Genomic DNA, 18,941 nt, shown 5'->3' on the forward strand with positions numbered 1-18,941 from the left:
AACTTTAAAGGAAACAGCAATGTGAATGAGAGCTGCGTTTATGTCCACCTATTGCCATCTTCTACAGCATTTAAAGCAGTGTCTTTATTTTATTCAATATGGATAATATATAGACCACTTATTCATACTCATCAGTCCATAATCATTATTCTAATATATAACGAAGTGTCACAATATTGACTCGACACTGATTTGAAATTTCTATAGTTATAGTCAGTTAACTCGTCATTTGATTTGTCATATACTGAAAGGGACATTCTATTCATGTCTATAAACTCAGAAATGAAAGCTACAAGCAACAGAAATTCCCCTCGTCGCATTTTGTTTGCAAGCCTTATTGGCCCAACAATTGAATTCTTTGATTTCTATGTCTTTGCCACTGCCGCAGCTCTCATATTTCCTCATGTGTTTTTTCCAACACAAAATGATCAGATTGCCATTTTACAATCTTTCCTGATCTTTGGAGCGGCCTTTTTTGCTCGGCCCTTTGGATCAATTGTTTTTGGACATTTTGGAGATAAAATTGGAAGAAAAGCAACACTTATTGCTTCTCTTCTCACAATGGGGCTTTCAACAGTCATTATTGGTTTTCTTCCTACTTATGAAACCGCTGGATGGTTTGCCCCTTTCCTCTTGACCTTGTGCCGTATTGGACAGGGAATGGGATTAGGAGGAGAATGGGGAGGAGCTGTTTTGCTCGCAACAGAAAATGCCCCTCCAGAAAAGCGCGGCTGGTACGCGATGTTCCCCCAATTGGGTGTTCCAATCGGTTTATTTTTATCTATTGCCGTTTATTTAGGTCTGTTGCATTTCCTTGATCATGAAGAACTTTTAGCTTGGGGATGGCGCATTCCTTTTATTGCTTCAGTTGTTTTTATGATTATAGGATTATGGATCCGTCTTTCAATCAATGAAACTGTTCAATTCAAAAAAACTCTTGAAAGTAAAGAACGTGTCAAAGTTCCTATCATCGATGTCTTTTTAAAATGTCCACGAATCCTATTTCTTGGAATATTTTCTGGTATGGCAACATTTGTTTTGTTTTACTTGGTCACTGCATATTTGTTAAGCTACTCAACAAACCATCTGCAATTGCCATTTTATCAAGCTCTTCAAGTCGAAATTGTTGGTGCTATTTTCTGTGGAATTTTTACTGTCATCACTGGAAAACTCGCTGATCGTATTAGACGTCGAACTTTGATGATTTGGGTTACAATCATCACCGGTATCTATTCTTTTGCAATTCCTTATTTCTTAAATTCTGGAGTTATAGGAGTCCTTGCAATGTCTGTTATCGGTTTGTCTATCATGGGGATGATATACAGTCCTCTTGGTGCTGTTTTGGCTTCACCATACCCAACAGCAATTCGATATACTGGTTCTTCTATTACTTTCAACTTATCGGGTATCGTAGGAGCCTCTCTTGCGCCTTATATTGCAGAATATCTGGTACAACATTTTGATACATCTTATATCGGCTATTATTTGCTTCTTGCTTCTTTTATTTCACTGATTTGCTTCGTCGGATTTACAGATGATGAAATATCCAACTAAAATATAATAAAGAAGAATAAAATAAGTACTGGCAGCAAAAATGCTGCCAGTTTCATTTTTAAAGACAGGGGTTGAGGTATTTTCCACCACAATATTCCCGCGAACAAGGCACTCAAAAAGAAAAATAAAAAATCTGCAATATTGCTTATATAAGAAACAGCAAACATTTCTGATAAGATATGCGTTGTCCCCAACCATGAAACGCAAAAGAAGGACAACATCACAGCCCATAAAACAAGCAAAATTCGATCAATAATCATCATTATGGCGTTTCATTTTTTTAATTATAGTCCATATATTTAACATGCCTAAAAGAAAAATCACAATAAAAACCCAACGCCCTCCCCCTGAGCCTTCCGTAATAAAAAGTGAAGGATTTACTATTCCCAGTAATCCTATAAAAATCAGAACAATAGATACGAGACGCATTAAACCTGTTTTTCCCAGCGACGATCTTCAGTCTGTTGCCAATACGTTAAATTATGATTTTCCATTTTATATTTTTTCCACTGTGCACGAACGAGATTCAACTGCTCTTCACTTTTACCATCAAATATCACGACAAGTCGTTGATAAGCATCAATATCCGAACAAACAGCTCCCTCTATGAGAAAACGAATCTTTGAATCATTCGGATTTTCTTGTCCTGTCGTAAGAAATACAGGCTGAAAGTTTGGATATTGATCACACTCCGTTCCATGTCCAATAAATGATTCATCAGTATAAACCCATAAATGTATATCTATAGAATCGCGTTGTTCTTTACTCACACACTGTATTGTTACTGTACCAAAACGAGCCAATGCACGCTCCACAAGCGTCGGCAAAATATCCTTCAGCGTTGACTGCGTCAAATGATAGAATAAAATATCCAATCTCTTAAGCCTTCATCATTCTTTATAAAAAAGCTAACATCTTTTTAAAAAAACCTCTATATTCCTAATACAAAGGAAACGGTTCAAGATATAAACCCTCTTTTTTGATTGAGATGCATCATCTTTTTGCACGTGTCTTTAAAAGACAATAATTTTTATTTTCAACGTTAATAAAAAGTTTTTTAAGTTATCTTCTAGATTCTTCTAGTTTCTTTGTAGACTATAGTTGAAAATAAAATATAATGTACGGAAAATTTAAAGAGGACCTCATAGGCAATTTTATATTATTTATTTGGTAAAAATATCCAATTCATGAAAGGATATTTTTTCAAACTTTATTACATTTTAACCGAAAGCAGTAAGAATATTTGCTATCGAATTAAAAACTGAGGATTTTCCCCAATTTATGCGTATTATTGAGTTCTACATCCTGAAACGTGTCCTTGTTTTGTTTAGTTCTGTCATGATTGCAGCAGTGGGCGTTAGTTGGACTATACAAATTCTTGCACGGATAAACTTTCTCACAACAAGTAAACAAACACTCCTCACAGTCTTACAATTTTCACTCTCATTGGTTCCTTCTGTTATTTTTCTTGTCATTCCATTTGCATTAGTGATCGCAGTTACAACCATCCTCTCAGCAATGCATCAAGACTCAGAATTTGCTGTCATCAATGCCTCTGGTTTTCCTAAAAGTACTGTTTGGAAACCTATCCTTCTTCTTGCTATTGTTGCATCCTGTATCTCCTTTTCTATAGCTAATTTTGTTGTTCCTCAAGCGCGTCTTCATATGCGACAAATGCTAGCAAGCGCTCATTTTGATCTTATTAATCTATTCATTAGTGAAGGGAGCTTTCAAAAACTCGCCAATAACCTTTACATAGAAATTGGCGAACGAAATCCAAACGGAACACTTGAACGCCTTTTCATTGCCGACCAGCGTGATCCTAAAACTGATCTTTTTTATTATGCAACAGACGCATCCATTGTGAATAATAAAAACGGCAGTTTTCTGGTTCTCAATAACGGTGAAATAGAAAGAGTCAATCATCAAAATAACAGTGTTTCAATCGTGCAATTTAGCTCATATACTTTTAGCCTAGGAGAGTTTATCCCCAGTGATAAAACACCTACTCTTTATCCAAAAGATCGGTCTCTTTCTTATTTACAAAACCCTGACCCAAAAGATCCCTACTATCAACGAAAACCACTCCAATATAAAGCTGAATTTCACCGCAGATTAACACAATGGCTCTACCCTATTGTTTTTTCACTTATTGCATTAGCAGCGGCAGGGGATGTACGCTCCCATCGACAAGCTCGTCATTCCGCAAACCTCTCGGCAATTGCCCTTTCTTTTCTGGTGTATTGGATAGGATATTTTTTCGCAGAAAAATCAAAAAGCGATCTTGCATACGTTCCTCTCCTTTATATTATACCTATAGGAACAAGTGCATTTGTCTTTTTTATGCTTTTAACGAATCATAAAATTGGGCTTCCCACAAAAGTTAATGAGATACTTCAAATCGCTTTTCAAAAAATAATGAACAAATTTGAACATCGAAAATCTCAAGATTCCTCGGATAAAATATCATGATTGGGTGGACACTTGGACGATATTTTTTTATACGTTATCTTAAAATAACTTGTTATTTCTTGGGAAGCATTTTTGTTCTTGCTCTTTTAATCGATTTCACAGAGAATTCCGGTAGGCTATCTTCCCTTCCGCATTATACAGCAAAAGATGCATTTTTCCTCTCTGTTTTACGCATCCCTTTTATCATGCAACAACTTATCCCTTTCATTGCACTCTTTTCTGCAATGGCAACGCTTATCTCGCTCAACAAAAAACTTGAACTTGTGGTGACTCGTTCAATCGGTGTTTCTGCATGGCAATTTCTTATGCCAGCTTGTTTTGGAGCTTTTCTTTTAGGATTATTTTCAATTCTTCTCATTAATCCACTTGCTGCATGGGGATTTTCTCAAGCAGAAAAAAAGATGACTGAATGGCGCAATCACAATGTACTAACACCTCTTCACAATACAAGTATCCACTGGTTAACACAACGTACAAATTTAGGCAGAACAACCATTGGTGCTAAATCTATCACCGATCAAGGACTTTCTCTTCTCGATGCAACCTTTGTACAATACAATGACAATGCAACCGTTAAAAATTGGATTAACGCCCCAAAAGCAACCTTGACTAATGGATTTTGGCAATTAACAAATGGAACAATCTATAAAATAGGGCATCCTCCTGAAAAATTTACCGTGTTGCAAATAAAAACCAATCTAAAACCTGAATTTTTAACGGAACGTTTAGTGAATCCCGCAACTATTCCATTTTACCAATTGCCAAAAAAAATTATGATTGCACGTTCATTTGGCTATTCTGCTAATAATTTTGATATGTATTTCCAATCTTTGATTGCATTACCGGCATTGCTTGTGGCAATGACCCTCATTGCAGCAACTGTATCTTTAAATTTTACACGTTTTGGGCAATCTAGAATGTTGATTCTTGGTGGCGTAATAGCTGGGTTTATGCTTTATGTTATTTCCGTACTTGTTCAAGCTTTTGGTAATGCTGGATATATTCCACCAATTATTGCAGCTTGGACACCCGTTGTTATTGCGTTATTCTTAGGAATCTCTTTTTTACTTCATAAAGAGGATGGCTAAGTGAAAGCATTAACACTTAAAAAAACTATTTTAACAAAATTAAGTGCTCTCGCTTTTAAAAGTGTTGTGGGGATTATTTTAGGAGGTGCTTTATCTTATTGTGCGCACGCTCAAAGCCTTCAATCTCCTTCTCAAAGTCGCATTCAAAATCCGGAACCTCCTCTTTTGCTCTCTGCGGATGAACTCATCTACAATCGTGATGAAAACACTGTTTCTGCAAACGGTAATGTCCAAATCGAATATGATGGCAATAAAGTTATCGCTCAAAAAATTATTTACAATCAAAAAACAGGACGGCTTATAGCACAAGGGAACGTTGAAATTACTCAAAAGGATGGTAATAAAATTTATTCCAACCAAATTGATATGACCAAAGATCTTGGCGAGGGTTTTGTAAACGCCTTACGTATTGATACAGCCAACAATGTTCACTTTTCAGCCCAAAATGCTACACGCAAACACAATCACATAACAGTCTTTGAAAATGCAACCTATACAGCCTGTGAACCTTGCTCTTATAAACCAGATCGAGACGTCCTATGGAAAATTAAAGCAAGAAAGATCATATGGAATAATAGCGTCAAAAAAATTCGGTTTGAAAATAGCAGTTTTGAAGTTTTTGGTGTACCGGTTATAAAATTTCCAAATTTTGAGATCTATGATCCAACTGTCAGGCGTGCTAGCGGTCTGCTTACTCCTCATTTTTTTTATACTGATTATCTCGGTATGGGGATAAAGAATTCTTATTTCTGGAATCTCGCCCCCCATTATGATTTTACCCTTTCTTCTACGGTTTATACCCAACAAGGGCTTTTAACCGAAGGGGAATGGCGTCAGCGTTTAAAAACGGGCCGTTATAACATTCGCTTTGCTCATATATATCAAATGAAACCGCATAGATTTGATAATGATACGATTGATGCCCAACATAAAAACCGTTATATGCTGGCGACAAAGGGGGATTCTCGTATTAACTCACACTGGGCTTATGGATGGGATATTCTTGCACAATCAGATCGGCATTTTAGTCGTGCCTATAAACTTGAAAACTATAACAATCCTACACAACTTTCTCAGATCTATTTGAATGGTCTTGCAGGAAAAAATTATTTTGATATGCGTTTTTATCATTTTAAAGTTCAAGATTCAATACTGAATGATCCTCATTATGAACGTCACTCTCGACAAGCGTGGGTCTTACCACGCATCGATTATTTTTTCACACCAGATGAACCCATTTATAATGGAGAGCTTACCTTCCATAGTAATATACAATCAGTTTATCGTCGCCATGCTGACTTCAATTCACCCGACCAGAACGGAAACCCTCTCAACACAGTAAGACTTTCTGGTATGGCTGGAAATAGTTTGCGTTTAACAAACGAGCTTCAGTGGAAAAAGCGCTTCAACACGCACAATGGACTCATTTTAACCCCTCTTCTCTCTCTACGAGCTGATATCATTACAACCAATGCAAGCAAAAATCATACAGATTCTATAGAAAACAATGCCTTATCCGCAACTCATGGTTCAGCAATTCGTGGCATGGCAACAGCAGGGTTGGAACTACGCTATCCCTTCCTCATTATAGCTGATCATTCTACACATATTATAGAACCAACTGCACAAATTTTTATACGCAATAATGAACAATATATTGGACAAATTCCTAATGAAGATGCTCAAAGCTTTGTCTTTGATGCAACCACTCTCTTTCAACGAGACAAATTTTCTGGTTATGATCGTGTAGAAGGTGGTACAAGAGCCAATATAGGTATAAGATATTCTGGAAGCCTTAATGATAATTGGTCTCTTTATGGTCTCATTGGACAATCCTTTCATCTAGCAGGAAAGAATTCTTTTGCAGAAAAGGACTTTATCAATGTCGGTACTCATTCTAGCTTAGAGGCAAAACGTTCAGACTATGTTGCAATGTTTGGTACAACCCATAAAAGTGGTTTTTCCTTAGAAACGCGTGGACGCTTTGACAAAAAAACAGGGAAAATCCGCCGTAGTGAAATCGAAGCATCACAAAAATGGCAAAATTTTTGGGCGGCTCTACAATATGCCTATATCGCAAAGCAACCAGATTATGAATATTCTCAAAAGCGCCAAGAAATTTCTTTTCAAACAGGACTTAAATTGGCAGATTATTGGTCCATTAATAGCAACGCCGGTTATGATTTAGTATCTGGTACATTTATAAAGCGAGGAATTAGCTTGAGTTATATGGATGAATGTTTCGGGTTAACATTCGGTTATCAACAGGTAACGAATCCAGGCAGGAAAGCACCCTTGCAAAACTTTAATTTCTCTCTTTCATTGCGTACGATTGCAGATATCGGAAAAAAGATAGATTAATTTATAAAGGGAATGTATCAGTCATTTAACTTATCATTGTTTTTATGAAAGAAAGCGTGTATTTTAAGTTGTTGATGAGAATTAATAAACAATGCGAAAGCCTATTTACATGAATAAATTGAAAAAGCGTTTTCTTGCTTTATTTTATATTGCATCTTTGAGCGTAAGTAGCCTGCTAATAAATGGATTTTTGATTCCGACAGTCTTTGCGCAGACTTCTATTGTTGTTACAGTTAATGGCAACCCCATCACAAATTATGATATACAAAGACGCCTTGCTTTTCTCAGGTTACAACAAAAGCAAAGCAATTTGGTGGCACAGGCTAAAAAAGAGCTTATTGACGAAAAGCTAAAAAATATTGAAATAAAACGTCGTAATATTGAAGTAAGCAATGATGAAGTTGATAGAGCTTTTGAGAATTTTGCGACACAAAATAATATGACGATTGATCAGCTCAACCAGATTCTGATCCAAACTGAGATCACTGTGCAACACTTTAAAGATTACATCCGTGGACAAATAGGATGGGGGCGTCTTGTTAGTGCACGCTATCAAGCTGAAACTGGTATGATTAGCGAACAAGAAGCTGTACGCAGAATATTAAAAAATGGTGGTGTAAAACCTTCAACCAACGAATATACATTACAGCGAATTGTTTTTGTCATTCCTGCACATCGTCGTTCAGAAATCTTTGAAAGACGTCAAAGAGAAGCAAGTAATTTTCGCGCACATTTCCGTGGATGTGCCAATGCTCACAATCAAGCAAGAGGTATTTTAGACGTTACTATCCGCCACTTAGGAAAGTTTCTGGAGCCACAACTTCCTAATGCATGGGAACAAGCTATTCTTGAAACGCCTGCTGGAAAAATGACAAAATTACAAGAAACATCTGATGGAATCGAAGCAATTGCTGTCTGCAAAATAAAAAGAGTTTCTGATGATTATGTCGCTCGACTGATATTTTCTCTTCAAGATAGTAAAAAAAGAAGCCCGCAAAAACTTGAAGAATTAAGCGAAAAATATTTAGGAGAACTGCGGCGAGTGGCACGCATTCAAAATTCATAATGGCTGCTCTTATTGTTAGCGGTGGTGATCCTGCCGGAATTGGTCCTGAAATAGTACTAAAAGCGTGGAATTTGCGTGTTACGCGCCAAATTCCACGTTTTGTACTTCTTGCTGATCCAGATGTTATTCGTTCGCGCGCTCGTTTTTTACAGATTGATGTTGAGGTGCAATCTGTTTTAATCAATAATCCTGCAAAAAATTTTCAAAACGCTCTTCCTATCATACCGTTAAAAAACAAACAAAGTGATCAATTAGGTATACCTTCATCGAATAATGCCGCTGGAATTATTGAAGCAATTAAACGCTGTGTTCAATTGATTCAAAATGGCCATGCATGTGCACTTATCACTTGTCCTATTGCAAAAAAGAGTCTTTATGATGCCGGTTTTCAATTTCCAGGTCATACAGAATTTTTAGCCGATTTAGCCCATAAAGCTTTTCATAAATGTTATCATCCAGTTATGATGTTAGCAGGACCCCGATTAAAAACAGTACCAATAACTGTTCATATTCCATTTAAAAATGTTCCTTCACAGCTTACCCGTGATTTAATTATTCAAACGGTACTTATTACTGAATATGACTTAAAAACAAGGTTTAAAATAACGTCACCCCGACTAGCTGTTGCTGGTCTTAATCCTCATGCTGGAGAAGGAGGTGCAATGGGGAAAGAAGATATTGAAGTTATCACTCCTGCTATTGAATATCTTAAAAAGAAAGGACTCAATATTGCAGGCCCACTGCCTGCCGACACAATGTTCCATGAATGCGCAAGAAAAGCATATGACGTTGCCATTTGTATGTATCATGATCAAGCCCTTATCCCTGTTAAGACATTAGATTTTGATAGCACTGTTAATGTCACGTTAGGTCTACCTTTTATTCGCACGTCTCCAGATCACGGAACTGCTTTTGACATTGCTGATAAAGGGATAGCCTCTCCCGAAAGCTTTATTGCTGCTCTTAAACTTGCAAATCAACTTGCAAAAAATAATTTAAACCCATGCCAATAGATAATCTCCCTCCTCTGCGTGAGGTCATTGATATATACGGATTACAAGCGCATAAATCTTTGGGGCAGAATTTTCTTTTTGATCTTAATTTAACATCTAAAATTGCTCATCAAGCAGGCAATATAGAAGGAAAACCTGTTCTTGAAATTGGTCCAGGTCCTGGAGGTCTCACACGTGCCTTGCTAGCAAAGGGTGCCATTGTAACAGCAATAGAACGCGATGAGCGCTGCATACCGGCTCTCTTAGAAATAGAAAAACACTATCCTAAAAAATTAAAAGTTATTTGTAATGATGCACTGAAGCAAGACTTCTCAAAACTCTTTGAAACAAGCCCAGTAAAACCTCGCATTATTGCAAATCTTCCCTATAATATTGGGACACAACTCTTATTAAATTGGCTTTTAACTGAACCATGGCCTCCTTTTTATGAATCAATGACATTGATGTTTCAACGTGAAGTTGCCAAACGGATTACAGCTAAACCTCAATCTACTCATTATGGACGTCTTAGTGTCTTAACTGGCTGGCGTACCACTGCTAAAATTGCTTTTGATGTCCCCCCTCAAGCCTTCATACCAATACCTAAAGTAACGTCTTCCGTTGTTCATATTATTCCGCGAACACAACCTCTTGCCTGCTCTGCAAAAAAACTAAGCCTCGTCACAAAAACCGCCTTTGGACAAAGACGAAAAATGCTTCGTCAAAATCTCAAAATACTTGGAGGTGAAGAGCTATTAGAAAAAGCTGGAATTGATGGAACGCGCCGTGCTGAAACGCTCTCGGTTTCTGAATTTGTAACTTTAGCGCATCTAGTGCTCTAAAAAATACACTTTGTGTTATAAAACCTTTTTTAATCACAACATTTATCGATTTTTTCAGCAATAAGCCCATCAACAAAAGAGCCAAGATAAGAACAACGCTCACGTTTTACGGTTTCAGCTAAATAAATTGATTTAATAAAAGATAAAGACTGATCTAAATCTTCGTTAATCACAACATAATCATAAGAAAGCCAATGCTTTAACTCCGTTCGTGCATTTTCCAATCGCAAATTGATAGTATCTTGACTATCTTCTGCTCGACGATGTAAACGCGAAACAAGCTCTTTCATTGATGGTGGAAGAATAAAAACAGAGACAGTGTCTCCTAGCATCTTTTTTTGCAGCTGCTCGGTACCTTGATAATCAATATCAAATAACATATCTTGGCCAGCATTCAATGCGCTTTCAACAGTTTCACGTAAAGTGCCATAATAATTTCCGTGAACTTCTGCCCACTCAATAAATTCATCCCTATCACGCTTATATTCAAACTCTTCTTTTGAAATAAAGTAATAATGCAGCCCATCTACTTCACTAGGACGCCTTTTCCTTGTGGTCATACTTACGGAAAGCTCTAATTGTCCCTCTTTTAGAAGTAATCGAGAAATTGTTGATTTACCAGCACCTGAAGGTGAAGAGAGAATAAATAAAAAACCGCGGCGTTGATTCATTTTTATAGTACTCAATTTACTTTCAAAGACTGTCATTACATCACTCTACTTTGTTCATAAATGTTTCTCCAAAGTTTGAATTATACATTATCTCAACCTATCCCCTAATCAATGTGTTTTCTTAGAAATTCTCAATATTATTCTGCTCTTTTTTGAGATAAGGTATTAGCAGTATATTCACTTCTTTCTTAAATATTTTTATCCATACGCTAATCCCACTTCCCACTTGTGACAGACAAGAAAATAATTTTTTATCATTCTCATAAAAAGTTTAAATAGAAAAATTTTACTATATTTGAGATTTTCATTTACGATGGTGTTATCACTATAAATTCAATGTCTTGCCTTTAATTCTCGCCACTTGCGAACATTCATATTATGTTCTTCTAAAGTTCGAGAAAAAACATGCCCTCCTGAACCATCAGCAACAAAATAAAGTGCATCACTGCTTGGTGGATGTGCCACCGCTTTCAAAGAATCTCGACCTGGATTTGCAATAGCCGTTGGGGGCAAACCATTAATTTTATAAGTATTATATGGTGTTTCCTTCTCAAGATCTGAACGATAAATCGCACGACCGGATGGTTTTCCTTTTCCTCCGAAGAGACCATAAATCACTGTTGGATCCGATTGAAGACGCATATGCTTTGTAAGGCGGTTATAAAATACCGCAGCAACCATTGGTCTTTCTGCTGCAATTCCCGTTTCTTTCTCAACAATTGAGGCTAATATAACAAATTCATCAATTGATTTAATAGGTAAATCAGGTGAACGCGTAGCCCATATATCATGAATTAATTTTGTCTGTCCTTCACGCAATCTATTTACAATCTCTTTACGCGTTGTCCCCCGAATAAAATGAACTGTATCCGTCATTAAACAGCCTTCTGGAGGCAAAATTTTTGGAAGGTCTCCAATCAAAATTTCATTCGCAGCTAATCGATCGAAAACTTGCTGAACCGTTAAACCTTCAGGTACTGTAAATGTATATTCTATAGATTTTCCTTTCACAAGAATATCCATAATATCCTGCATCGAAGCATGAGCTGGAATTAAATATTCACCAGCCTTCAGATGCGTTGTTTTTTGGTGATAACCAACCCCATAAACAAAAATATCTGATGATCGAATGAAACCACGTTTTTCTAGCAATGAAGCAATTTCACGAATTCCGGTACCAGGATGGATAAGAACAATTTGTTCTTCCTCAATTTTTCCCTTTTCTTCAAAAATACTTTTTCCAATATAAAGAGGAATACTTATGGCAAAAAGAATAATCACAATCAGCATAAGAAAAAAATGACCGAGAATGACCAACGGATTACGGACGATAGATGATTTCTTTCGTTTTTTATGTATTAACATGTCATAACTATCTGCTAAATGATTCGAAGAGGAATCACTTACGTCCTTTAATGATTTTCCATTTTTCACATCGGACATAACCCCTCAATAGCGATTAAGGATAATATTATAATTTCTCATTCACCTTATAATAAAGTAGAAAACTCAAAAGCAGAAATTAAATAAAAATACTTATTATCCCCTAAAACGTCGCATCACCAACGATGCATTTGTCCCACCAAATCCAAAAGAATTAGAAAGAATTGTATCAATCTTTCGTTCACGCGGTTTGTGTGGTACAAGATCGATTTTTGTTTCAATCGATGGATTGTCAAGATTAAGTGTCGCTGGGGCTATATTATCCCGTATAGCTAAAATAGAAAAAATAGCCTCAGCAGCACCGGCTGCACCAAGTAAATGCCCGATAGATGATTTCGTTGATGACATAGAAACTTGTGGTGCATAACTCCCTAAAACACGCTCAACAGCCGCTAGCTCTATGGAATCAGCCATCGTAGATGTACCATGAGCATTAATATAATCAAGTTCACTCACATTCACTTGTGCACGCTTAAGAGCAGCTATCATACTACGCTGAGCCCCTTCACCACTTTCTGAAGGTGCTGTAATGTGGTAAGCGTCACCAGATAAACCATAGCCAATAACCTCAGCATAAATACGTGCTCCTCGTTTTTTGGCATGTTCCAGCTCTTCTAAAACAACAACAGCTGCTCCTTCCCCCATCACAAAACCATCACGATCAGTATCATAAGGACGTGACGCCCGTTCAGGATCATCATTGCGACAAGTAGAAAGAGCTCTACAAGCTGCAAAACCTGCAAGAGATATCCGATTTATCGGAGATTCAGTCCCCCCTGCCACCATGACATCTGCATCACCAAACATAATCAAACGTGCCGCATCACCAATCGCATGCGCCCCTGTTGAACAAGCTGTTACAACAGAATGATTAGGCCCCCGTAAACCATATTGAATAGACACATAACCAGAAGCAAGATTAATCAAACGACCTGGAATAAAAAAGGGAGAAACACGACGTGGGCCCTTATCACGAAGCGTATAACCAGCTTCAACAATACCTTCAACTCCCCCAATTCCCGAACCAATTAACACACCTGTACAAATCTGATCTTCATCACTCTTAGGAAACCATTCGGCATCTGCAAGCGCTTGGTTAGCAGCAGCCATTGCATAAACAATAAATGCATCAACTTTACGTTGCTCCTTAGGTTCCATATACAAATCAGCATTATAGGTCCCCTCTGTTCCATCCCCTAAGGGGATACGCGCAGCAATCTGGCATGGCAAATCTGACACATCAAACTCAGTGATACGTCGGACACCACTTCTTCCTTCAAGAAGTCGTTTCCAACTACATTCAATATTACCAGCTAATGGAGATACCAATCCTAAACCAGTAACAACAACACGTTTCATAACTTCTAACCTTGAACTAAACTTCACCTCTCAAAGCTCTCTTTTCAAAAGAGCTCCGAAGAATATAGGCAAAAGCAATTTATGCCTTTGCCCTTTAGTAATCACGCAGAAGCTTTATCAATGAACTTGACTGCATCGCCAACTGTAAAAATCGTTTCAGCAGCTTCATCTGGAATTTCTACCCCAAACTCTTCTTCAAAAGCCATAACGAGTTCAACCGTATCAAGGCTATCAGCCCCTAGATCATCGATAAAGCTTGCATTTTCTACAACTTTATCAGCATTAACCCCAAGATGTTCCACGATAATTTTTTTAACGCGCTCTACTGTATCACTCATGTTGAAATCCTCGAATTTATATTTCCTATAATTTGGTTAACTATATCGGTTCATCTAATCAAGCAATAGATGCATTACTTTAAAAGATTTTAGTAATGATTTAAAACATCCTGTGGATATCCCCTACAAAATGAACCAATCTGACATTCCGACATCAATTGATTAACGACCATATTAAAGAAATAGATGCATCTATCCATTTCAATCGTTACTATCTAAAATAATACAACTCATAAATCAATGTGGAATAAAATAAATACTCATATCATTGCCATTCCACCATTGATATGGAGTGTTTGACCTGTCGTATAGGCTGCTTCATCGCTTGCTAAATAAACAGCAGCAGTAGCTATTTCTTGCCCACTTCCCATACGCTTCATTGGAATTGCAGCCATAATGGCTTCTTTTTGCTTTTCATTAAGCTTGTCTGTCATTGCAGATTTAATAAATCCTGGAGCAATACAATTGACAGTGATATTTCGCGAAGCAATTTCTTGTGCCAATGCTTTAGAAAAACCTATCAAGCCTGCTTTTGCAGCACAATAATTCGTTTGTCCAGGATTTCCCACTACACCAACAACAGATGTAATGTTAATAATTCTTCCATAACGGCGGCGCATCATAGAATGTATTAATTCACGCGTCAAAAGAGAAGCAGCTGTTAGGTTAACTTCTAAAACATCATCCCAGTCTTTATCTTGCATACGCACGAAAAGACCATCCCTAGTGATTCCTGCATTGTTAACCAAAATATCGACGCCATCCATTTTTCTCTCTGCAACTTCAGCCAATTGTTTAATCGATTGGCGTTCAGAAAGATTAGCGGGAAATACAAAAACATTCTGCCCTAATTCTGCCGCCACTTCTCTGAGCTTTTCTTCACGTGTTCCATGAAGTCCAACAATGGCTCCTTGTGCATGAAAGCAGCGTGCAATTGCCTCACCAATTCCTCCCGAAGCCCCCGTTACAAGAGCTTTACGTCCTGTTAATCTAAACATCTTTTAACTCCTTATAGATTAAACGCCAAGCATACCTAGCGCTGATTCTATTTCATCAACTGTTCCAATGGTTACCCCCTTTATATCTTTGTTAATACGACGCGTTAAACCTGTTAAAACTTTTCCAGAACCAACTTCAAAAAGCGTATCAACTCCATTAGCAGCGATCCATTCTATTGTTTCACGCCATCGCACCCTCCCAGTCACTTGTTGGACAAGAAGAGTAGTAATACGCTCTGGATTGCTCTCAGGTGCAACAGAAACATTGGCAATCAAAGGAACAATAGGGGACATTTTGTTAACAGTCAAAAGTGCTTTCTTCATGGTATCAGCAGCAGGTTGCATTAAAGATGAATGAAAAGGTGCAGAAACAGGAAGAAGAAGTGCACGTTTTGCACCTTTTGTTGATGCAATCTCTACCGCTGCCTCAACTGCTTTTGCTTTACCGGAAATAACAATTTGCCCACCACCATTATCATTAGCAATCTGACATAGTCCTTCTCCAGAAACAGTTTCACAAATTTCTTCCACAATGTGCTCTTCTAAACCAATTAATGCAGCCATAGAACCTTCACCAACCGCGACAGCAGCCTGCATAGCATTGCCACGAATACGCAAAAGTCTTGCTGTATCTGTGAGAGTAAATGTACCAGCAGCACAAAGAGCCGAATATTCGCCTAAAGAATGACCAGCAACAAACCTTACCTTTTCTTCTATACGAAGCCCTAATTGTTTCATCACACGAATGACAGCCATAGATACAGCCATTAATGCCGGTTGTGCATTTGCTGTTAACGTTAAAACATCTGCTGGTCCTTCAAAAATGATCTTTGATAATTTCTCACCCAAAGCATCATCAACTTCCTCGAAAACCATCCTTGCGACAATAAATTGCTCTGCAAGCGCTTTCCCCATACCAACAAGTTGACTCCCCTGCCCTGGAAAAATAAAAGCTGCACCCATTTATCAACTCCTAAAACTGTACAATTAAATTATTTTCTTTTGACCTTATTCATCCGCACAAATCAATATAAAGCCCTTTATTTAAAACGAATACCACACTTAAAATTATATTTTAAGGGCGGAATTTGATATAAAAACTTAGGAAAATAGGGTGCTATAAACTGAATAACACCCAAACTTATGAGACTTCCTAAAAGTGCACCTGCTAAAATATCAAAGGGATAATGTACACCCACAAAGATGCGCGCCCAACAGATCAAACACAAAAATACGGTGGCAAATTTAAAAGTAACTTTGTATCGGTAAAAATAAAAGTTAGCTGCATAAGATGCAATGGTCAAGGCATGATTACTAGGAAAAGAAGCTGTTGCACGATGTTGAATAAGCGGTGTCGTCAGCCCTACCACGAATGGGCGAGGATGAAAATAAAAAAGAGAAATGAGATAACCTATGAAAAGAGATGCACAAATACTCATGCAAATGCTTAGCACAACACACCGTTCCCTCTCCCCACTACAAAACCACAACGCACAAAGATGGAGAGGAATAATATAAATTAAAAACTTTGCACAAAAAATACTAAACAAAACTATAATCGACCAAGCTTGATGATTGCCGACAAACATTTCAAAGAGTGTAACATCAATCTGGTTTAAAAAGTCCATTTTTCCCTCCTTTGCCTTTATATTACAGTATTATCTTTTTGTAGAAGAAGGAAATATATCAAGATTTAACAAATCAATTTTTTATGTGCATAAACTTGCTATTTTAAAAGATAACCTGTAGATATGAAATATTCGTTGCCGGCACTTTAGCTGGAGGTTGAACGGAGGGCTGTAAAATATCAGTAGGAAATACAATGTTTCCGGCCTCCCGTGTCTCCGCTCTGAGATGTCTCGAATTGTAAACGCGTCCTTTCTTCTTTGGATTTCCAAAAAAGACAAGTCGCAGAGGCTTTGCGCTAAAACCGGTGAAATTTAATTGAAGAAAGGCAAAACAATGGCTCTTTATGAACATATGTTCCTTGCCCGACAAGACATTGCTCCGCAGCAAGTTGATGAACTTTTGAGTCTCTACAAAGGTGTCATTGAAGCGCATGGTGGAAAAGTTGGGCGTATAGAAAATTGGGGACTTCGTCCTCTTGCTTACCGTATTCGTAAAAACCGTAAAGCTTATTATGTCTTAGTCAATATTGATGCACCAGCTTCAGCAATTGCTGAAGTGGAGCGTCAGATGCGCATCAATGAAGATATTTTGCGTTATATGACCATTCGCGTAGAAAAACACGAAAAAGAAAAATCTGCTATGCTCTCACACCTTGATCGCAATAGTCACATTGGACATGATGAAGAGCGTCCTCGTTTTCCACGTCGTCAACGTGAAAATACTATAGAAGGGGTAGAATGATGACTGATACTAATCAAAACTCTGCACGTCGCCCCTTTCATCGTCGTCGTAAAACATGTCCTTTTTCAGGGACCAATGCTCCCAAAATTGATTATAAAGACATCAAGTTGTTACAACGTTATATTTCCGAACGTGGGAAAATTGTTCCTTCACGGATTACTGCTGTTAGTCAGAAAAAACAGCGCGAATTAGCTAATGCTATCAAACGTGCTCGCTTTTTAGGCTTACTTCCGTACGTTATAAAGTAAGCGATCAATATGCTATGCAACTGGAGAGTTTCTCCAGTTGCTTTTCTTATATGGTTAAAAAATAGCTTGTTGTATCCTATGTTAAGCTATTAAATGTCAAAGTTGGGGTATTGACACGCCTCTAACTGCAGAAAGCAGGACAGCAATAAATGAAAAAAAATCGTACTTATGAGATATTAACCGGTATTTTAGCAGGATTATTTGCTGTTGTGATAGGGTTGGCAATCATCAGTGTTGCAAATATCGTGCCCTTTTTTTCTCTTCTTCTTGGCTGCTTTCTTTCATTACCAATTTTTATTGTTGCGTTCGGTCAAGGAACATTAGCCAGTCTCATCGCCCTCATAAGTGCTACTGTTGTTCTTATCATAACCACTAATACCTATATTGCTCTTGGCTTTATGGTCTTATTTTTCCTTCCTGCTGTCTATGCTTCTTGGCTTCTTGGGCTTGCACGACCAGCGCAAAAAGAAAATGAACTGATATGGTATCCATTATCATCGGTTATTTTTCATTTAACTAATTTTATCGCTCTTATAGCAACTTTCATTGGGCTCTATGTTCAAACACGTCCTTCCACACCCATCGTTGCAAAAAAAATCACCGAAAACATAGCACAAACTCTGCAACAAACACAGTCAATAAAAGAAGCCTATATACGCGCTTTTAGTGAGCTTTTAATGACGCATACAGCAACTTTTACTGCTTTTTCTTTGACTATTTATAGTTTGGTTTTTCTCATTGGTAACCTTTACTTTTCCATTATAGCAGCACAACATATGAAATGGCTGAAAAGACCCCGTGATGATTGGAGCCAAACTCTCCGCCTTCCAATTTCTGGAATTATTATTTTCATTATTGTTTGCATAACATCGATGGTTGAGCTGAGCGCTTCTCTTAACTTGAGTACCCTTGTCTTTAGTACTGCATACATTGTCATCATATTAATTAGCGGTCTAGCATATCTTCACAATATTACAAAAGGGGTAAACGGTCGAATTATTATACTTTCTCTTGTTTATATTGCTATTTTTACAGTCGTTTTTGCTCCACCTATTGTTTTCATGGTACTTTTGATGGGAATTTGGGCTGCTATTCAATACAATTTTCAATCACGCAAAAAACTCCACTAAATTTATTTG

20 protein-coding genes are annotated in these 18,941 nt (G+C 37.5%); 10 read left to right on the forward strand and 10 right to left on the reverse strand.

All coding sequences use genetic code 11. The features are described 5' to 3' along the window. Positions 1-264: 264 nt before the first annotated feature. The gene (locus tag ACFIO5_RS01520) at positions 265-1,554 is read left to right on the forward strand and encodes an MFS transporter (protein WP_375634342.1); all 1,290 of its coding nucleotides are present in this window, start codon (positions 265-267) and stop codon (positions 1,552-1,554) included. Here the strand turns inward: ACFIO5_RS01520 and ACFIO5_RS01525 are convergent. From ACFIO5_RS01525 to ACFIO5_RS01535, 3 genes are read right to left on the reverse strand one after another with little or no spacing between them, the layout of a single operon-like run. After that, positions 1,551-1,814, reverse strand: coding sequence for a hypothetical protein (locus ACFIO5_RS01525; protein WP_375636314.1), 264 nt, complete (start codon positions 1,812-1,814; stop codon positions 1,551-1,553). The genes ACFIO5_RS01520 and ACFIO5_RS01525 overlap by 4 nt on opposite strands. After that, positions 1,804-1,983, reverse strand: a complete 180-nt coding sequence (locus ACFIO5_RS01530) for a hypothetical protein (RefSeq protein ID WP_375634340.1) — start codon at positions 1,981-1,983, stop codon at positions 1,804-1,806. The genes ACFIO5_RS01525 and ACFIO5_RS01530 overlap by 11 nt, the downstream gene beginning before the upstream one ends. Further along, positions 1,983-2,429 (reverse strand): DNA polymerase III subunit chi, encoded by a 447-nt coding sequence (locus tag ACFIO5_RS01535; protein ID WP_375634338.1) that lies wholly within the window; start codon positions 2,427-2,429, stop codon positions 1,983-1,985. The genes ACFIO5_RS01530 and ACFIO5_RS01535 overlap by 1 nt, the downstream gene beginning before the upstream one ends. Positions 2,430-2,835: 406 nt before the next feature. On the opposite strand from ACFIO5_RS01535, the gene lptF reads away from it, so the two are divergent. From lptF to rsmA, 6 genes are all read left to right on the forward strand, one after another. Then, on the forward strand, positions 2,836-4,026 hold the full coding sequence (lptF, locus tag ACFIO5_RS01540) for an LPS export ABC transporter permease LptF (RefSeq protein ID WP_375634111.1): 1,191 nt from the start codon (positions 2,836-2,838) through the stop codon (positions 4,024-4,026). Further along, a complete protein-coding gene (gene lptG / locus ACFIO5_RS01545) occupies positions 4,023-5,114 on the forward strand; it encodes an LPS export ABC transporter permease LptG (protein WP_375634113.1) in 1,092 nt (363 codons plus the stop codon). Before lptF ends, lptG begins: the two co-directional genes overlap by 4 nt. Then, positions 5,115-7,475: an LPS-assembly protein LptD gene (locus ACFIO5_RS01550; RefSeq protein ID WP_375705061.1), complete on the forward strand. Its 2,361-nt coding sequence runs from the start codon at positions 5,115-5,117 to the stop codon at positions 7,473-7,475. A 109-nt stretch (positions 7,476-7,584) separates the two neighbouring features. After that, the gene (locus ACFIO5_RS01555) at positions 7,585-8,541 is read left to right on the forward strand and encodes a SurA N-terminal domain-containing protein (RefSeq protein ID WP_375634117.1); all 957 of its coding nucleotides are present in this window, start codon (positions 7,585-7,587) and stop codon (positions 8,539-8,541) included. Continuing rightward, a complete protein-coding gene (pdxA, locus tag ACFIO5_RS01560; protein WP_375634334.1) occupies positions 8,541-9,554 on the forward strand; it encodes a 4-hydroxythreonine-4-phosphate dehydrogenase PdxA in 1,014 nt (337 codons plus the stop codon). The genes ACFIO5_RS01555 and pdxA overlap by 1 nt, the downstream gene beginning before the upstream one ends. Then, positions 9,545-10,375: a 16S rRNA (adenine(1518)-N(6)/adenine(1519)-N(6))-dimethyltransferase RsmA gene (rsmA, locus tag ACFIO5_RS01565; protein ID WP_375636282.1), complete on the forward strand. Its 831-nt coding sequence runs from the start codon at positions 9,545-9,547 to the stop codon at positions 10,373-10,375. The genes pdxA and rsmA overlap by 10 nt, the downstream gene beginning before the upstream one ends. Before the next feature lie 29 nt (positions 10,376-10,404). Here the strand turns inward: rsmA and gmk are convergent, their stop codons facing one another. The 7 genes from gmk to ACFIO5_RS01600 all read right to left on the reverse strand — a co-directional run bounded on the left by gmk (position 10,405) and on the right by ACFIO5_RS01600 (position 16,812). Then, the gene (gene gmk, locus ACFIO5_RS01570; RefSeq protein WP_375629245.1) at positions 10,405-11,082 is read right to left on the reverse strand and encodes a guanylate kinase; all 678 of its coding nucleotides are present in this window, start codon (positions 11,080-11,082) and stop codon (positions 10,405-10,407) included. A 297-nt stretch (positions 11,083-11,379) separates the two neighbouring features. Beyond that, a complete protein-coding gene (gene mltG, locus ACFIO5_RS01575; RefSeq protein WP_375654936.1) occupies positions 11,380-12,489 on the reverse strand; it encodes an endolytic transglycosylase MltG in 1,110 nt (369 codons plus the stop codon). A 96-nt stretch (positions 12,490-12,585) separates the two neighbouring features. Further along, complete coding sequence (fabF, locus tag ACFIO5_RS01580; RefSeq protein ID WP_375636277.1) at positions 12,586-13,848, reverse strand: beta-ketoacyl-ACP synthase II; 1,263 nt, start codon at positions 13,846-13,848, stop codon at positions 12,586-12,588. A gap of 101 nt (positions 13,849-13,949) precedes the next feature. Further along, the gene (locus ACFIO5_RS01585) at positions 13,950-14,186 is read right to left on the reverse strand and encodes an acyl carrier protein (protein WP_004860281.1); all 237 of its coding nucleotides are present in this window, start codon (positions 14,184-14,186) and stop codon (positions 13,950-13,952) included. Positions 14,187-14,446: 260 nt separating this feature from the next. Then, the gene (gene fabG, locus ACFIO5_RS01590) at positions 14,447-15,184 is read right to left on the reverse strand and encodes a 3-oxoacyl-[acyl-carrier-protein] reductase (RefSeq protein ID WP_375617657.1); all 738 of its coding nucleotides are present in this window, start codon (positions 15,182-15,184) and stop codon (positions 14,447-14,449) included. An 18-nt stretch (positions 15,185-15,202) separates the two neighbouring features. Further along, positions 15,203-16,147: an ACP S-malonyltransferase gene (fabD, locus tag ACFIO5_RS01595; protein ID WP_375705062.1), complete on the reverse strand. Its 945-nt coding sequence runs from the start codon at positions 16,145-16,147 to the stop codon at positions 15,203-15,205. Positions 16,148-16,224: 77 nt separating this feature from the next. Beyond that, positions 16,225-16,812, reverse strand: a complete 588-nt coding sequence (locus ACFIO5_RS01600; protein WP_375617656.1) for an undecaprenyl-diphosphatase — start codon at positions 16,810-16,812, stop codon at positions 16,225-16,227. Positions 16,813-17,146: 334 nt separating this feature from the next. Between ACFIO5_RS01600 and rpsF the strand changes: the two genes are divergently transcribed. The 3 genes from rpsF to ACFIO5_RS01615 all read left to right on the forward strand — a co-directional run bounded on the left by rpsF (position 17,147) and on the right by ACFIO5_RS01615 (position 18,932). Beyond that, positions 17,147-17,554 carry a 30S ribosomal protein S6 gene (gene rpsF / locus ACFIO5_RS01605; protein WP_375612935.1) on the forward strand — a complete coding sequence of 136 codons (408 nt, stop codon included), beginning with the start codon at positions 17,147-17,149 and terminating at the stop codon, positions 17,552-17,554. Next, positions 17,554-17,802 carry a 30S ribosomal protein S18 gene (gene rpsR / locus ACFIO5_RS01610; RefSeq protein WP_012754957.1) on the forward strand — a complete coding sequence of 83 codons (249 nt, stop codon included), beginning with the start codon at positions 17,554-17,556 and terminating at the stop codon, positions 17,800-17,802. Before rpsF ends, rpsR begins: the two co-directional genes overlap by 1 nt. A 149-nt stretch (positions 17,803-17,951) precedes the next feature. Beyond that, positions 17,952-18,932 (forward strand): YybS family protein, encoded by a 981-nt coding sequence (locus ACFIO5_RS01615; RefSeq protein ID WP_375634326.1) that lies wholly within the window; start codon positions 17,952-17,954, stop codon positions 18,930-18,932. Positions 18,933-18,941 lie beyond the last annotated feature (9 nt).

This window comes from Bartonella sp. AA86SXKL, assembly GCF_042196885.1.